The organism is Paenibacillus lentus (genome assembly GCF_042714055.1).
Taxonomy (GTDB): Bacteria; Bacillota; Bacilli; order Paenibacillales; family Paenibacillaceae; genus Fontibacillus; species Fontibacillus lentus_A.
Window position 1 is genome coordinate 19,055 of record NZ_JBHGVC010000011.1, and the last position, 16,235, is coordinate 35,289.

General features: G+C 44.8%; 15 protein-coding genes. 3 read left to right on the forward strand and 12 right to left on the reverse strand.

Going from position 1 to position 16,235, the window contains the following annotated elements:
* Positions 1 to 101: 101 nt before the first annotated feature.
* Both ACE3MQ_RS20965 and ACE3MQ_RS20970 read left to right on the forward strand, forming a co-directional pair.
* On the forward strand, positions 102 to 863 hold the full coding sequence (locus ACE3MQ_RS20965) for a carbohydrate ABC transporter permease (protein ID WP_379396324.1): 762 nt from the start codon (positions 102 to 104) through the stop codon (positions 861 to 863).
* A gap of 24 nt (positions 864 to 887) precedes the next feature.
* On the forward strand, positions 888 to 2,801 hold the full coding sequence (locus ACE3MQ_RS20970) for a DUF4838 domain-containing protein (protein WP_379396326.1): 1,914 nt from the start codon (positions 888 to 890) through the stop codon (positions 2,799 to 2,801).
* A gap of 114 nt (positions 2,802 to 2,915) precedes the next feature.
* Here the strand turns inward: ACE3MQ_RS20970 and ACE3MQ_RS20975 are convergent, their stop codons facing one another.
* The 10 genes from ACE3MQ_RS20975 to ACE3MQ_RS21020 all read right to left on the reverse strand — a co-directional run bounded on the left by ACE3MQ_RS20975 (position 2,916) and on the right by ACE3MQ_RS21020 (position 13,296).
* Entirely contained in the window at positions 2,916 to 4,202 is a 1,287-nt protein-coding gene (locus ACE3MQ_RS20975; protein ID WP_379396328.1) for a glycoside hydrolase family 18 protein, read from the reverse strand.
* Positions 4,203 to 4,474: 272 nt separating this feature from the next.
* Positions 4,475 to 5,191, reverse strand: a complete 717-nt coding sequence (locus tag ACE3MQ_RS20980) for a recombinase zinc ribbon domain-containing protein (protein WP_379396330.1) — start codon at positions 5,189 to 5,191, stop codon at positions 4,475 to 4,477.
* Between the two features lie 26 nt (positions 5,192 to 5,217).
* Positions 5,218 to 5,844, reverse strand: a complete 627-nt coding sequence (locus tag ACE3MQ_RS20985; protein ID WP_060623013.1) for a type 1 glutamine amidotransferase family protein — start codon at positions 5,842 to 5,844, stop codon at positions 5,218 to 5,220.
* Between the two features lie 110 nt (positions 5,845 to 5,954).
* On the reverse strand, positions 5,955 to 6,917 hold the full coding sequence (locus ACE3MQ_RS20990; RefSeq protein WP_379396332.1) for a helix-turn-helix transcriptional regulator: 963 nt from the start codon (positions 6,915 to 6,917) through the stop codon (positions 5,955 to 5,957).
* 562 nt (positions 6,918 to 7,479) lie between these two features.
* Entirely contained in the window at positions 7,480 to 8,124 is a 645-nt protein-coding gene (locus ACE3MQ_RS20995; RefSeq protein ID WP_379396334.1) for a hypothetical protein, read from the reverse strand.
* 836 nt (positions 8,125 to 8,960) lie between these two features.
* Positions 8,961 to 10,577 (reverse strand): 23S rRNA (uracil(1939)-C(5))-methyltransferase RlmD, encoded by a 1,617-nt coding sequence (rlmD, locus tag ACE3MQ_RS21000; RefSeq protein ID WP_379396336.1) that lies wholly within the window; start codon positions 10,575 to 10,577, stop codon positions 8,961 to 8,963.
* Positions 10,578 to 10,587: 10 nt separating this feature from the next.
* On the reverse strand, positions 10,588 to 10,761 hold the full coding sequence (locus ACE3MQ_RS21005) for a hypothetical protein (RefSeq protein ID WP_379396338.1): 174 nt from the start codon (positions 10,759 to 10,761) through the stop codon (positions 10,588 to 10,590).
* Positions 10,762 to 11,152: 391 nt separating this feature from the next.
* Positions 11,153 to 12,034 carry a diacylglycerol kinase gene (locus tag ACE3MQ_RS21010; RefSeq protein ID WP_379396341.1) on the reverse strand — a complete coding sequence of 294 codons (882 nt, stop codon included), beginning with the start codon at positions 12,032 to 12,034 and terminating at the stop codon, positions 11,153 to 11,155.
* 21 nt (positions 12,035 to 12,055) lie between these two features.
* On the reverse strand, positions 12,056 to 12,841 hold the full coding sequence (locus tag ACE3MQ_RS21015; protein ID WP_379396576.1) for a sirohydrochlorin chelatase: 786 nt from the start codon (positions 12,839 to 12,841) through the stop codon (positions 12,056 to 12,058).
* Between the two features lie 164 nt (positions 12,842 to 13,005).
* Positions 13,006 to 13,296, reverse strand: coding sequence for a YerC/YecD family TrpR-related protein (locus ACE3MQ_RS21020; RefSeq protein WP_379396343.1), 291 nt, complete (start codon positions 13,294 to 13,296; stop codon positions 13,006 to 13,008).
* A gap of 227 nt (positions 13,297 to 13,523) precedes the next feature.
* Here ACE3MQ_RS21020 and ACE3MQ_RS21025 point away from each other — a divergent pair, with 227 nt between their 5' ends.
* On the forward strand, positions 13,524 to 14,057 hold the full coding sequence (locus ACE3MQ_RS21025) for a hypothetical protein (protein ID WP_379396345.1): 534 nt from the start codon (positions 13,524 to 13,526) through the stop codon (positions 14,055 to 14,057).
* Between the two features lie 44 nt (positions 14,058 to 14,101).
* On the opposite strand, the gene corA is transcribed toward ACE3MQ_RS21025, so the two are convergent.
* Positions 14,102 to 15,061, reverse strand: a complete 960-nt coding sequence (corA, locus tag ACE3MQ_RS21030; RefSeq protein ID WP_379396347.1) for a magnesium/cobalt transporter CorA — start codon at positions 15,059 to 15,061, stop codon at positions 14,102 to 14,104.
* A gap of 106 nt (positions 15,062 to 15,167) precedes the next feature.
* Positions 15,168 to 16,157, reverse strand: a complete 990-nt coding sequence (locus ACE3MQ_RS21035) for an inorganic phosphate transporter (RefSeq protein ID WP_379396349.1) — start codon at positions 16,155 to 16,157, stop codon at positions 15,168 to 15,170.
* Positions 16,158 to 16,235: the final 78 nt, after the last annotated feature.

Sequence of the window (16,235 nt, forward strand, 5' to 3'; positions counted from 1 at the left end):
TGGGTATTCATGAATTAACAATACAAAAAACACGGAAGCCCAAATTTTCTGTTTTACAACTGTTAACGCATGGCATCCTGGTCTTGTGGGCGATCACAAACGTGTTTCCGTTCGCATGGGTCGTCATGAATTCGTTCCGGACACGTCAATATATTCTAACCGAATCATTTCGTTTCCCAACAAGCCCTACATTGGAGAACTATTTCAATGCGTTTATCAAGATCGATATTTGGCGTGCCTATGCGAACAGTTTTATCGTTTCTACATCTGTAGCTGCATTGACGGTCTTCCTGGCTGGACTTGCAGCGTTCGGATTGACACGTTATATCTTTAGAGGCCATTCAATCTTAATATCTATCGTCTACGGCTGTTTAATGATCAGCGTGTATTCTACGATTATTCCCGTCTTTTCTTTATTGCTCAAATTAAATCTGATTAACACTTTAGTCGGTTTGATCTTGCCAGTAACTGCAGGCAGTCTGGCATTCGCAATGGTTGTGTTAATCGCTTATATGTGGGGGATACCAAGGGATTTAGAGGAAGCTGCTTTCATCGATGGCTGTAATGTATTCCAGATTTGCTTCAAAATCATATTTCCATTAAGCAGATCTGCATTTGCTACGGTTGCGATTTTCTCTTTTCTATGGTCATACAATGATTTATTTACCCAATTGTTTATATTGCGTCAGAAGCAAACGTGGACGATAAATCGATTGCTGAATGAGATCAGCTCTATGTACGGCACAGATTATGGGTTGATGGCTGCATCGATTACACTCGTAGTAATTCCCGTATTAATCGTTTATATTTTTCTGCAAAAACATATTATTAAAGGTTTAACTGCAGGGGCTATTAAAGGTTAACTGCTTATTTTCAGGAGGAGAGGTATGAGAAAAATAACTGTAACACCAATGACAAGTCATGAAACCATTCGTTTTGCAGCGGAAGAATTAGTACGGTACTTGAATGCCATGGGGAATGCGGCAACATTATCATCAAGAGGCGACGGCATTCTTATCGGAGAATATGATACTCTGGGTCTAGACTCAAGTATTAATCATCCGCTGGATGACGAGGTTTATATCGATATTCAGGAATCCAAGGGAAAGATCAGCGGCCCCCATCCACGCAGCGTATTGTTCTCGGTTTATCGCTATTTAACCGAATGCGGCTGCCGCTTCCTTCATCCCACATCGAACGGGGAGAAGATTCCGATTGCTGCTGCCCCGATGGATTGCTCAATTAAAGAACGACCAAGTTATAGGTATCGATCGATCAGCTTAGAAGGAGCAAGCAGTATTGGTAATTTGCTCGATCTCATTGATTGGCTTCCCAAGGTTGGTTTGAATAGCTATCATACGCAGTTGAAGGATGGCTTTACTTTTTTTGAACGCTGGTACTCACATAAGATGAATCCATATAAAGAAGCGGAACCGATCGATCTGCCGACTGCTACACAATATATGCAAGAGTTGACGGTCGAGATCAAGAAACGGGACTTAATCTATCAGGCGATGGGGCATGGATGGACATGCGAGCCGTTCGCGATTAATGGACTTGGCTGGGACAGTGTAGAACTCAATCTTCCGGATGAAACGATGCAATATCTGGCCATGGTTCAAGGGAAAAGACAGGTATGGCGGAACATTCCTGTCAATACGAACGCTTGCTACTCCAACCCAGAAGCGCGGTCGCAAATTGTACAATTCGTTGCGGATTATTCGGCCGAAAACCCTGAGATTGATTTACTGCACTTCTGGCTGGGGGACGATCTGAACAATTACTGCGAATGCGATAACTGCGCGAAATACCAGCCTTCCGATTGGTATGTAATGATGTTGAATGAATTAGACGAAATTTTGACCAAGCGCAACAATCCGGTTAAAATCGTGTTTCTCATGTTTTACGAGTTATTGTGGCCGCCGGTTCACGAAAGAATCGGCAATCCCGAACGTTTCATTCTGCTCTTTGCTCCGGTTTCGCTAGATTATACAAAGCCGTTTAAAGTAACTAAAGAGTTGCCTCCGCTATCCGAGTTCCGTCTCAATAACATCATCGAGGCACATGGAGTTGAACAGAATGTTGCTTACTATCAGGCATGGAAAAATATTTTCTCCGGAGATTCCTTCGTCTATACGTATCACTTCATGACAACCGGATGGGAGAAAGATCTTGCTGGCTATCATTTGGCCAAAGTTTTGCATCAGGATATTCGTGAGTTCGGAAAGCTCGGGCTGACAGGTGTTAACTCTTGCCAGTCCCAGAGGGTGTTTTTCCCTACAGGGCTGGGAATGACCGTCTATGCTCGAACATTATGGAACGACAGGCTTGAATTCGAGGAAATTTCAAATCGCTATTTTGAAGAAGCGTATCCAGGGTACGGTGTGGCTGTGGAAGCATTTATTGCTAGCTTATCAAGTAAATTCGATCCGGTCTATGTCCAGATGGAAGTTCCTAGAGTTGATGAGGCGGCAGCACAGCGTTTTGAGGAAATTCCTGCTTATATTGACACCTTTATTCCTGTAATTACAAAGAATTTGAATCACCATGACCCGGCCGTTCGGACAAATTGGCGTCACCTGTATATCTATAGTCTCTTAATGAAGAAATGCGCCGTCATGTTCCAGAGTATAGCTCTTGGACAGCAGGAACGTGTTAAACAGGAGCTTTGGCCAGATTTCATCCAAACGTTCTTTGAATATGAAGATGTCTTATACCATGTGTTTGACATTGAATGGTTTGCCAAAAGGTTTAAATCGATGCAAGTCGATGGTAATAAACATTTCGTGAATTATGAGTAATCTTAGAGTTATCAAGTTTAGGCCACAAAGGACATGATGTCCTTTGTGGCCTTTTAGTGCTATCTTTTGAATGTATACCTATGGGTCGGAGTATTATGGAATGATAATCACTTATTATTTATTAATAGATAACTCATCCGCAATTTGTGTAACAATAGAGTTGTCATAGTCACTTCCAAACTCCCAAAACATGGTGCCACCTAAGCCTAGATCTTTGACGTAATTTAATTTCTCTGTTAATCCTTTTGGTTCAATATAGCTCATAACAAATTGCTTTTTGTTATCAAATACAGTTGCTATATACATTACTTTTGCGTCTTCATCCCATTCTTTAGTAAATCCATTTTTATTCTCTAATAAATCTTTTACACGTTTTAATACAGGATCCTGTGAATCATAAAAACCAGCTTTTTGTAATCTTTCTTTAATAATAGGATAATGCTCATCCGATCTAACAATCTGTGGCGTTGGTGCTGCAAATGCTAATCCTAAATTAATTTTCTCTGGGGGGCATCCATTTTTAAGATAATTCTTTACAGCCTTATCTACCCAATAACCTTCATTCGCATTTTTTGCTGGCCATTTCTTGGATGGGTAAAGAGCTGATCCAAAATAATTCGAATCATACTGGAAGTCATAAGTCATAATATTGATAAAGTCCAGAATAGGTATAATTTTATCAAACTCTGTCCATGTACCATCTTCTCCATCAGCTTCTGTTCCTGTAAACAATGTATTTGCTGATCCGGCAATCGTCAGAAGCTTATCATTACCAATAGCCTTTCTTACTTCCTGTAATAATAACGTAAAGTTATGCTTATCTTCTTTTCTTGCCTTAATGGAACCCCATCCCCCATTTACAGGGTACTCCCAGTCCAAGTCGATTCCATCTAAATCATACATGGCGATCACATCTTTAGTTGATTTAGCAAAGGTCTTTCTTGCTTCTTCCGTTGCTGCTGCATCTGAAAAACCTCTAGCATCATAACCACCTATAGACAAAAGCACCTTTAAATCTGGATTTTTTGCCTTTAATTCATCCAATCTGGATAAATCTGATGCAACTTTTGGTGGTAAGTAAATGGTGTGTAGTTGTTCTGGTCTAAAATACTGTGGTGTTGCTACATCCGGATTAAGTTCGGGTCCAAACAATTCGCCTGTCTCCGTATTTTTAACATCTTTGTATTCCTCATTATAAATAAGTCCGAAAGAATAATTTAAGTGGGTAATTTGGGTTACGTCAATCTTTGAAATATCACTTCCTCTCTGAAATACATAACCAACATTCCTATACTCTTTAGGCTTAGTGACTTCTTTCGCTTGTACCCCATTTACGCTTACTACAGGCAATGAAGCCGCTAACATAGATATGAACAGGGTTTGTAGCAATCTTTTCTTCATACCTTCCTCCCGGGATCGTTATTTATACAAACTTACCGTATATGATCCAATTGTATGCTGTACGTTAAAATTCATTTCATTATTTTTGAAAGGTGGCATCCATACTCCTACATTCAATTTCAGGAAGCCATTACATACTGTTCCTATTTGTTAGGAATATGAACAAAAGCCCAGACCGTTTGAGGTTGGGCTTCAACTTGCAGGTAAATGTGGCTCCGATATACTATTTCCTAATAAGCGACGCACAGCACTCCACATGACTCGTATACCTATTATTGATAAATTGTTAGGGGGCAATTAAGCCCCCGCCGACATCGGTCTTTTGAAGTTATAGACGATTTCAATTTTTCCACCTTCGAATACTCTAGCTTCTGCAAATAATTTTTGAAGTATATTACGCAAAATATCTTCATCCGAGATATCCAACCGAGTAAAGCGCTGAACTTCCAATTGAAACGCATGGATAGCCTCTTTGTCTTCCCGCTCTTGAGACAGCTTCTGTTCCAGTTCAGCAGCTTCCTTTTCCAGCCTTGTTGTTTATCGCGCAGACCCTCATTGTACATTTTGAATGTCTCATCATCCATAGCATGTTGCATCAACTTATCAACAAGTTCCATTCGGGTCTTCTTAATTGGATTTAGCTCTTTATTGACTTCAACGATATCAGAGTTTACTTGTTCGAACTCCGTATCCAGCATTCTCATTGCTTGTTGAATCAAAGAATTTGAATTAACCGAACTGCCTGCAATTTTACGTAGATCATTCATTACAGCAGCCTTCAACTCAGTATGCTTAACAAAGTATCGAGTGCATTCTTTGCCTCCAGCACGATGCTTCGAACCACAAACATAACCACCTGTAGCCTTAATATAATTCATACCACTTCCACAATCAGCACAGAATGCGATCCTTGCAAACAGTGATTTTTTTCCTTTACCACGATAACGGCGGTTGCATTTTTCTTGTTTCTTTTCCTGAACACTAGGCACTCCACATGCCTTATATCCCTATACTGTCATTGGATTGAATTCATTAACTCGTAGAAATATTTAGGTTCATGAGTTTTATTAAGACGATACCAAGCGTCTAATGTTTTTGGAGAAAATACATCTAGCGCTTTTAAAACATGAACAGAAAATTCTAATGGAGCTACTCCGGATGCGGTGATCAATTTCCCATCGGTAACAGCAGATTCCACTTTGTAATATTCTTCGCCCGTGTAAGAATGGCAAATCATTTTAAGGTAGGCCAAATCATTGCTTGTGTGCCAACGTGAATCTAACAATCCTGCTTGAGCAAGTCCTAAGGTAGCACCGCAAATTGCTCCAACTACTATCCCTTCCTTTAAACACATCTCGGCAATTTTTAATATGGGCACGTGAATAGCTTCTGTCCATGTATTTCCACCAGGTAAAATCAGTGCATCTACGCTTTTAATGCTGCACTCATCCACTTTAATGTCAGGCATTATTTTCAATCCGCCCATTGTAGTTACTGGAGTCTTTTCTATCCCAACGGTGACTATTTTTGCTGGAGCCAGCCCCTGTCTGAAGTGTCTTCCAGAGTTCAGTTCGGCGGCTAAATAACCTATTTCCCAATCGGACATGGTATCAAACACATAAAGATATACTGTATTATTCATTTCTAAGTGCTCCTCATAAAGTTTATTAGGTAACAGCAACCATTCATCTTTAATGAGTGGTTATCATCATAATAAAACAACTTCACTGACAACTGCTGTCAGTGAAGTTGTTAAACTTGATAATATTCCATTAACTCTGAAGCAACCGCCACAAGTTTATTCTTTAGATTCTGTGGCTCTATAACTTGAATGGATTTCCCATAGGGAAGAATTATATACGGAACATGTGTATACAGTGATTCTTCCTCAAGTAAAAAAATTGCTTGCGTTGATGTCCGCTCCTGCAAATGATGCTCCAAAAACCAATGTATGCATAAATCATCCAACGCCTCTGCCCTGCCACCAATAATTAAAGAAATTAATCCGGATTTACCTACTACATCTGGTAACAGATTTTTCATAAAAAAAGTACGCGCTGAAAAATCATTGGGACGCCTAAATGAGAATGGCGTGCGTGTGATGTTCAGAATTCGTTCTACCCGAAAGCTGCGGATCTCATTCCGCAGGTTGCAAAATGCAATTGTGTACCACTTATTGTTCCAATTAACCACGCCATAGGGGTCTATTACCCTATTTGAGGGCTGCTCTTCATGACTGTTACGATAAGAAATTTCTACAGACCATTCATTTGCTACAGCGTGCTCCAATTCCTGCAATACCGGCTGAACAGCGGGGTATCCCCTGCGGTTTATTACTTCAAATCCGGCTAAATGATGGCTTAGTATACTTTCCTGTTCCTGATTCGAATACATTTTCAACTTGGATGTTGCATTCTCTAATGCCTCACTCAAAGGATATCCGGCTTCTTTTGCAAATAGGGCAGCATGAAGCAGCGTCTTTTTTTCATCAATACTAAATAGCAGAGGAGATTTGATAAAATTGTGCAGCAAGCTATACCCGCCATTGTGCCCTGTGTCGGATATGATAGGGACGCCACTGGTACATAGTGCATCAATATACCGATAAACTGTTCTTATATTTATCTCTAACTTTTCCGATATTTGCTTTGCAGTCAATTTCTCTCCCGAATTCAACATCCATAGAATTGTTAGCATATTATCATTTTTTGGCATAACATAACCCTCACCTTTGATTATCACTATACTTAACTTCTAATCCAGCACTTTAAGTGATTTGTTTGCTAATCTACTGTATTCCTTTATTCTGATCCTAGTAGTGTTGATACACTCCTGAATTCCTTGTTATTAGTAATCAACTCCGTTAGTGTTACCGGAGTGAAGGACAAGGTGCTTTTTCCTCTAAGTTTGCTCCATCCTTTCTCAGCTGTTATTTTAAATGTCTTATATTAAGTCCATTATACATTTCATATAACAAGGAGCGTAGCCTATTTAGGCTCGCTCCCCCATTCCATCAATATTAGGCATTCCACATGTGATGAGTGATCAGTATGAACAAGATATACGATTCCTCCTCCCCTTCAGGCCCAAGTCTACCTTGAGCCAAAGCGGAGACCTCGTCACCTTAGTCTACAACAGCACGAAGTTCATCGTAGATCGTGTCAGCAAGCAACAAGACATGAAAACAGCATAAAAATAAAAATGCAATACGATGACATTGGAGTCGTCTGTAATTTTCAAACCAATGCATTATGAAATTGATTCACTTAACGAAAAACTATAATAACATATCTTCGGCAGGGTCAACTCTATACCAATGCTCTGAATTTCGCTTACACTCTAATGCAGGAACCCTTTTTGTAGTTTCACGCTTTCTTCTACCATCACTGTACTGTACCTCTCTCCATTCCACTGGTTTACTATAATATTTCATCTTTCCCCCACATTGAGGACATTTATCAATATGTATTTTCTCTAATATCAATCTTTTACCATAACCACTGATTGCAAAATTAAAAAGCAGAGGGTACCTAGTTTGACTTTTGGCAATTCTCCTAAGACTAAGAAAAACCACAAGTAAGATAATTAGTATTACAAATATTATTAAATAAATCTGGATTTCAAAACCTACTGATGCCTTCAGAGTTCCATTAAAAACATTGAGACCACTTTTTACTATTTTACTACCAATAGGAAGCAACCCTCCAATTGCAATGGCAAAGCTAATCCACGATAAAACAGCCATAGTAAATGGGCTTCGCCATGTTGGTTCAGGCGAATATTTTGCCTCTTGATGTGTCTCTTGATGATAAATGTTTGGTATGTTGTTAATTATATCTCCTGCAGCAATTTGTGTTGGTCCATTAAAATTTGTCTTTTCATTAAAGTTATTTCGATTAATATTTTTTTGGATTTTCCCCATATTTCCCTCACTTAGTTTTATTTATTTCTTTGAACTGTACTGCTTTGCTTACATTTTTTACCTGCTAAGTTTAGTCAATTATTTATTTAGAATGATGAAACACCCATGATGCTAGAATTACTTCTATAGACCCGGTACAAAGTCCTGCAAAATTCTACAAATTAATCTTTCAATTTCAACCGACGACAGGTTCGAATTCGACCAGCCGATCTTGTGGGAATTTGATCTCCTGATCGTAGTGCTCGGTGTGCACGATTTTTCTTACCATAGTCGGTTTCAACTGTTTTTGGTTTTCTTTATTATGATCATGGTGGCATAGTCAAATTGGGTGTCAGGCCTCCAGTACGCCCTTGAACACGTCCTTCATCGTGATCTAGATTTGCCCCATGGTCTAAAAAATTGCAGGTTCCACATCCTATTTAGCCCCAGTTTTCACTTGATCTTATATAATCTTTCATTTTGAATTTTTGATTTATTTTCTCAAGTACAGACTTCTGTTACTGAACCTATTTTGATCAAAATTGGTAGCCATTTTATTTATATTAGAATCTGCAATGTGAATTAAAGTTTTTCTACAATCAGGGGTATACGGGCTAGTTCACCTTGTTGCTCAGTAATCTCTATAGCAATTGCAACGCTCCATACTTTTCATTTCAAAAATTAAAACATTGATATCTCACTATGCAAACCTAATATCATCCAGAAAAATAGCAAAATCAGAACTAAAAACAGGTACTTGATTGAAGTAGCAGTGTTTTTAAAATATCATATTGCAAAACAAAAGCCCTCTCACAAAGGATTGGGCTTTTAATATAGGTCAATGTGGCTCAGAGATATTACTTCTTAATAAGCAACACACAGCACTCCACATGACTCGTATGCGGAAACATATCCACCGGCTGTACCTCCACTGTCCGATACCCACCGTCCTCCAGAATCCGCAAGTCCCTGGCAAGCGTGGACGGGTTACAACTTACATACACCACCCGCTCCGGCTTCATCTCTAAAATCGTTTCTAGCAAGCGGGGATCGCAGCCTTTGCGCGGAGGGTCGACGACGATCACATCGGCTTTGATGCCTTGCTCCTTCCAGCGTGGAATAACATCCTCCGAAGCTCCCACCTCAAAAGTCACATGCTTCATCCCGTTCAACTCGGCATTGCTGCGGGCATCATCGATCGCTTCCTTGACGATTTCTACCCCATATACGCGTTCAGAGTGCTGCGCCAGGAACAAGGAAATCGTCCCGATGCCGCAATAGGCGTCGATGACGGTCTCTCTTCCGGTCAGCCCCGCATATTCCACCGTCTTGCTGTACAACACTTCAGTTTGCACCGGGTTCACTTGGTAAAAAGAGCGCGCCGAGATCGCAAACTGCACGTCACCGATATAGTCATAAATGACGTCGCGTCCCCAGAGGACGCGGGTTTCGTCGCCAAAGATGACGTTGGTCTGCTTCGTGTTAATGTTCTGGCAAATGCTGACCACCTGCGGGAGCTGTTCCCGGATCAGGCTGATCCAGGCCTCGACATGCGGAATGTCTTTCCCGTTGGTAACGAGGACGAGCATCATTTCTCCGGTGCGAAAAGCCTTCTTCACGACGACATGACGCAAGAGGCCTCGCCCCGTCTCTTCGTTGTAGGCGGGGATGCCGAGCTCGCGCCCGATGGCCTTCACGCGGACGACGACATCGTCGTTATGCTCATGCTGGATCAGGCAGGTCTCCATGTCGACGATGCGGTGGCTGCCGCGGGCGTAGAAGCCGCCGACTAGGGCGCCGTCGGTAACGCCGACGGGCACCTGAGCCTTGTTACGGTAGCGCCAAGGCTCAGTCATGCCCAGCGTCGGCAGAACAACGACGCCCTCGCCGCCACGCGCTGCTCCCAGCGTCCCGCCGTCCCCGCTCGCCACGTCGCTGCCCAGCACCTTGCCAGCCTCACCCTCCGCTGCCACGCGCAGCTTCCCGATGCGCTCCAGCGCATCGACCACGTGCTGGCGCTTCCAGGCCAGCTGGCCCGCGTAGCTCAAGTGCTGCAGTTGGCAGCCGCCGCACTTGTCGTAGATGCTGCACGGCGCAGCCACGCGATCCCTGCTCGCTTCACGAAGCTCAAGCAGCTTGGCATAGCCATACTGCTTCTTCGTCTTCAGCACCTTCACCAGCGCCTTCTCGCCCGGAAGCGCTCCAGGCACAAACAGCGTGTAGCCGTCTGCCCGGCCCACGCCCTCGCCGTCATGATTCATGCCGATGATGTCAATGACGACTTCATCGTTTTTACTGACGGGCAACCCGGCAATCTCTCGAGCCTGTTGTTTTCCAATGCCGCCAGATTTACCCGCATTACCAAGTCTGCTCCCTTTACTAGAGCTGCCGCTTTCCTCACGCCCCGCTTGCCCACTTGCGCTTCCAGCCGATCCCTTCCTGCCTATTGTCCCTTTACTTCGATGCTTCTTCATTGCTGGTACTTCACTTCTTTCTTATAAGGTTGTTCCTCTGAATTAAGCAAACCTGCTGACCGTTCTCGCCTGATTTCATCGACGATGCAGCTTCTCCCAAATGCTGCATAACAGCGATCGGTCGACCACAGCCTTCAGCCACCTTCATGAAGCCGGGGCTGTTCCCTGGCATCCTATCCTGCATGCTTCGGAAACAGCCCCTCTATATCCGTCAAACTATCGACTTATCACCAAATTAGCTCACACCGCTGTCTTCGCCAACCGAAGGACACAAAGGCCATAGCAAAGCATCCATAGCATCGTTTCCTTCAGCTTTTTAGCATTTTTCCACATTTACTCGCGTTCGCATTCACCTTAATGGCTTTTCAACCTCATACACCACAGCTCCTGCCAACAGATTCGCCAAAATCACTAATCCTTTACAGTGGAAATGGCATTTCATCATTTGCAGCAGCCGACAGTCAGGTATTTACGCTTGCTGCATCGTGCACACTGACCCTCTCCTGTACGCACAGGTGCAGATCCAGGCCGGTACCTCTACGTCCATACCTATTCACACAAGCTAACCTACACACCTAAGCAAAAATCCGCAAATGCGACGGCAAAATCTCGAACACGCCGGGAAGCTCTCCGCCTAACTCACCGTCCAGGTTCAGTTGAACCAGACCTGGTGAGGTCACCTCCATCCGCTTCGTCTTGAAGTAGACGACGCGCGGATCACTGAAATGATCACCGCGCAGCGCCATGGTTAGCAGGCGGATGAATTCGGCCAGGTTGCATTTGCGTACCGCGATTACATCCAGCAGGCCGTCATCAATTCGGGCATCCGGCGCCAGTTTCTCGAAACCGCCGACGGAATTGCTATTCGCGATAAGAAACAGCATGAACTCGCCTTCCAGCACGCCATGCCCATCAGCGCGAATAAGCAGCTCGGTCGGTGACAGACTGGCCACCTTCTCGATGCCTTTCATATAGTAGGCAAGCTGCCCGATCATCGTCTTAAGCTTGCTGGGCACTTCATACGTCAATTCTGTGAGCGAGCCGCCACCCGCTATATTGATAAAGTAGCGACCATTCACCTTGCCGATATCAATCGGCCGCGTCTTGTTCTCGATCACCAAGTCGCAATAATCCTCCCAGCGTTTGGGAATCCCCATCGCGCGGGCAAAGTCGTTCGTCGTTCCCATCGGAAAAATGCCAAGCGGCGGCAAATTCTCAAGTCCTGCCATGCCGTTTACAACTTCATTCAGCGTACCGTCACCGCCAGCCGCAATAATTACATCGTAACCGCGCCGTACCGCTTCCGCCGCTTCACGCGTTGCATCGCCCTCACCGGTCGTCGCATGGCAAGACGTCTCAATACCGGCAAGATCCAAGCGATCCAGCACATCAGGAAGCAAGCGCCGCATCTCCTCCCGTCCGGAGGATGGATTATAAATCAACCTAGCTCTTTTCATGATATGAACGCCACCCGTTTATCATAATTTCAATGACCTCATTATATGCAAAATTTGATCCAACATCCAGTGAGGCAATAACGAATGAGGAAGCAGTGCTTCTCCAGAGTAGCGATATTTCAATCCCTCCAGCCTGGAGGGGATTTCTTTCTTTGTGAAATAACCTGCGCTTAAAAATAATGGGGCGATCAACACCTCATATCCCCGTTCTTGCCAATAGTTCACTTTCCTATGCACGCTATCGGGATTTAACAGCGCGAAATCTGTTCCGGCTACGCCGCCAATCTCCTTGACCCGTCCAGCCAGCGAGGAGATCCCACGCTCCCAGCGCTGACGGAAGCCCTCATGCCTGCTGCCGTGACCGATCAGCAGCAGTGCTTCCCGTTCTGGTTCCCGGGATAACGGCTTGACTTTATCCCAGATCATTTGGGCAACTAGGGGGTGGTCGTCGACAGGCTCGCCAAATAACACGCGTGCAGAGAGGCGAAAATGTTCCAAGTCTGTCTCCTTCTCCGGCGTGTCCTTTACCCCTAGCGCATAAGCGATCTCGTCCACATGTGTGCTTCCTGAGGACATGAACAGAGGAATGACGATGATATCGGTAACACCTGACAGCTCTAACCGATCAATTCCATCCTGAATGAGGCGGCCTTCCACGATTTCAAGGAAAGAGGCTTCCACTGGAAGCCCCTCCGGTAATTCTGCTTTGACTGCTGCTACCGCATCATCTACAAGCTTAACCCAGTGGCCGTCTGGAGAACCGTGGCTGATGACCAGCACTCCAGGCCGAACCGAGCCATCCAGCATAAACGTTTGATCAGCTAATGCAAAATTCAAGACGGCACCTCGCTTCTGTCCGAATAATGAGGTCTGGGTCTGGTTTCGGTACTGGCTCATGTCCTTGCTCAGAACCTGATCCTGCTCCCGAGTCCCGATCCGCCCATGCAGCATATCCAAGCTTGGCTTCATACTTAGCGTCCCAGACGATCCAGCGTCATCTTGTATCCGTCATTTCCGTAATTCAGGCAGCGCTTGACGCGAGAAATCGTTGCCGTACTGGCACCGGTCTCCGCTTCGATTTGATTGTACGTATTGCCTTTACCCAGCATGCGCGCTACTTCCAAACGCTGAGACAATGATTGTATTTCGTTAATGGTACATAAATCATCGAAAAAGACGTAGCATTCCTCGATATCCTTCAAAGTAAGAATAGCTTCAAATAATTGGTCGATCGTTTTATCATTCAACTTCTTAAGTTGCACTGATTAATCATCCCCTACCGTTACTATAAACACACCTTCATTGTACCTGAGCAATAGCCTCCTTTTCAAGCGTTAACGGTTTCACGCATCACAGAAATAACGCCCAAAATACGCAAAAGCCTATAATACCCGGGACATTCGTCTATACACCTGATCCACGCGGCACATACAGTATAGTAATACAAACGCCTATCTCCATCCAAATCTTTAAAAAGGACAGTGATACTATGCCACATTACTACTCCCCAAATCGAAGAAGCATAACGCCCTCTTCCTCCTCTTATACGAATTATTATCCTGGGGTCAATCCGTATGATACGCCGCTTCCACATAAAGCGGAAGCTTCCGCGCTTGTTCCTTATTCACCGCAGCCCGTAGCGAGCGAGAGCAGCTCTCTCCCGGCGGCTGCCGCAGGCGGAGCCGCCAAGCAGGCGGGAGGCTTCTCCCTTCCGAATCTTGGCGAGCTCAAAGGAATCGTCGACAAGCTTGGAGGAATCGAAGGTATTTTAGCCACAATGGGTAAAGTGCAAAAGGTCATGCAAACCTTCCAGCAGTTTGCTCCGATGGCCAAATTGGTCACGGCACTCCTCCCCGGAGGCAAAGGTTCGAAGCTCCAGGGGGCAGGAGGCAGGCTGGACGAATACAAACCACCCCGACGGCGCCGGGGCAAGGGAGGCAGCGGTAATAGCAGCCGCAAGGGAAAAGCGCGCCGAAAAACGCCAACCCGGGGGAGCAGCAAATCGAGTAAACGCCGTCGCTAGTTAAGCGGCGGCGTTTGCCGAATGCCAACAATGCCAATATTGCCTTACTTAAACCAGCCGCGTTTCATAAATGCAAGAATCATCCATATCCCTAAAGCTGCCATAATTCCGAGAACAAAAAAATACCCATACTTCCATTCCAACTCGGGCATATTTACAAAATTCATCCCGTAAATTCCCGCAATCAAAGTAAGCGGCATAAACACGGTCGTAATGACCGTCAGCGTCTTCATAATCCCGTTCATTCGATTGGAATTCAGCGAAATATAAGAATCTCGTAAATCCGCCGTCATTTCCCGGTTGCTGTCGATCATCTCCGACAGCTTCAGCAGATGATCATAAATGTCCGAGAAATGCACCCGCGGCTCCTTCTCCCCCTGAATATGCTGGGAGTTTAAGACGCGATACATCAAATCGCGCATAGGTACAATCGTACGCCGCAGCTTCAGCAAGCGGCTCCGCAGCATAAATACTTGATTCATCAGCAGCTCGACGGACTCCCGGCTCCCTTTCTTCTCCAATTCGTCCAAATCATCCTCGATCGAATACACGCAAGGAAAATAATTATCCACTAAACTGTCAATTATCATATATGCAGCAGCATAGGGGCCTTGCGACCAGATTTTGCGATCATGCGTACGGCTCTGCATCTTGTCCCAAGCTTGATCTACTTCGACTAACGATTTCTTATGGTATGAGACGAGATAGTTGCTGCCGATAAACAAATCCACCTCGACCGTGCTTAAAGTATCCGGGTTCATCGCATGCAGCACAAGAAATTGATATTCCTCATAATAATCCAGCTTCGGCCGCTGCAGCACGTGAAGACAATCCTCAATGGCAAGAGGATGGAATCCGAAAAAAGAGGAGAGCAGCCCTGATTCCTCCGTCGTCGGCTCACTAAAATCGATCCAGCACCATACATACCGTCCAAGATGAATATCCTCCAGCGATAGATCGGTCTTGACCTTGTGATCCTGCGTGATACCCAAAATACGCAGCATTTCCATCCTCCTTACCCATTTCATGGATTTCAGCATACCGCTCATGCCTATTCAAAAAAGCCAACCCTTGGTATTAACCCTAAGTGATTGGCTTTCTTCATAATTTTCAAAACAAAATAACGTAAATTAATCCGGCAAGGATGGCCACAATCGGAATCGTAATGACCCAAGCGACCACAATCCGTCCGGCGACCCCCCACTTCACAGCCGAGAAGCGCTTCGCAGAGCCTACACCCAGTATTGCGGATGTAATAGCATGCGTCGTACTCACCGGCAAGTGGAACAGTGTTGCCCCAAAAATAACGGAAGCCGCCGAAATGTCAGCCGCAAAACCGTTAATCGGCTCGATCTTGAATATTTTCGTCCCCATCGTCTTGATGATCTTCCAGCCGCCGATCGATGTTCCCAGTGCCATCGCAGTTGCTGCGGCGATCTTAACCCATAGTGGCACGTCCATATTATCCTGATACTTGGCCGTTACAAGAGCAAAGGTGATGATCCCCATCGCCTTCTGGGCGTCGTTCGTACCGTGAGTGAAGGCTTGAATCGCTGCCGTTACGATTTGCATGGAACGGAACCCTTTGTTAACCGTATGAGGACTACGCTTAGCAAAAATCCATTTCAGAACAATCATCACGACATAACCGATAGCAAAGGCAATCAATGGAGAAAAAATAAGTCCTTGAATGATTGTCGTAAACCCGCTCCAGTTCAGGTTCTCGGAGCCGGCGCCAACAAACACCGCACCAGCCAGAGCACCGATCAAGGCATGCGAGGATGAGGAAGGGATACCGAACCACCAGGTAACCAAATTCCATATAATCGCCGCAAGCAATGTGGCAATCAGGATCTGCAGACCGTTATCCAGCTTCGCTGGGTCGGCTACACTACCGCCAATCGTCTTCGCTACGCCAGTAAACATCATGGCTCCGACAAAGTTCATCACGGCGGCGAGCATAATTGCTGTCCGCGGCTTTAACGCACGCGTTGATACTGAGGTCGCTATCGCATTGGCGGTATCATGGAAACCATTGATGAAGTCAAAGGCGAGCGCTAGAAAGATGACAATCAGTATGATGATTAAACTCGTATCCATAGTCTCATTTATTGCACAGATCGTTGTATATTTATATCATCCGCGCAATTCCAACCTCCCGAAATATTGAATGATGAA

Excerpts from the sequence above, each read along its gene's own strand:
- ACE3MQ_RS20990 (WP_379396332.1), bottom strand. The coding sequence starts at position 6,917 with ATGCCAAAAAATGATAATATGCTAACAATTCTATGGATGTTGAATTCG.
- ACE3MQ_RS21015 (WP_379396576.1), bottom strand. The coding sequence starts at position 12,841 with ATGCTGGATGGCTCGGTTCGGCCTGGAGTGCTGGTCATCAGCCACGGT.
- ACE3MQ_RS21005 (WP_379396338.1), bottom strand. The coding sequence starts at position 10,761 with ATGCAGGATAGGATGCCAGGGAACAGCCCCGGCTTCATGAAGGTGGCT.
- ACE3MQ_RS21035 (WP_379396349.1), bottom strand. The coding sequence starts at position 16,157 with ATGGATACGAGTTTAATCATCATACTGATTGTCATCTTTCTAGCGCTC.
- ACE3MQ_RS21025 (WP_379396345.1), top strand. The coding sequence starts at position 13,524 with ATGCCACATTACTACTCCCCAAATCGAAGAAGCATAACGCCCTCTTCC.
- rlmD (WP_379396336.1), bottom strand. The coding sequence starts at position 10,577 with ATGAAGAAGCATCGAAGTAAAGGGACAATAGGCAGGAAGGGATCGGCT.
- ACE3MQ_RS20995 (WP_379396334.1), bottom strand. The coding sequence starts at position 8,124 with ATGGGGAAAATCCAAAAAAATATTAATCGAAATAACTTTAATGAAAAG.
- ACE3MQ_RS20985 (WP_060623013.1), bottom strand. The coding sequence starts at position 5,844 with ATGAATAATACAGTATATCTTTATGTGTTTGATACCATGTCCGATTGG.
- ACE3MQ_RS20970 (WP_379396326.1), top strand. The coding sequence starts at position 888 with ATGAGAAAAATAACTGTAACACCAATGACAAGTCATGAAACCATTCGT.
- ACE3MQ_RS21010 (WP_379396341.1), bottom strand. The coding sequence starts at position 12,034 with ATGAAAAGAGCTAGGTTGATTTATAATCCATCCTCCGGACGGGAGGAG.
- corA (WP_379396347.1), bottom strand. The coding sequence starts at position 15,061 with ATGCTGCGTATTTTGGGTATCACGCAGGATCACAAGGTCAAGACCGAT.
- ACE3MQ_RS20975 (WP_379396328.1), bottom strand. The coding sequence starts at position 4,202 with ATGAAGAAAAGATTGCTACAAACCCTGTTCATATCTATGTTAGCGGCT.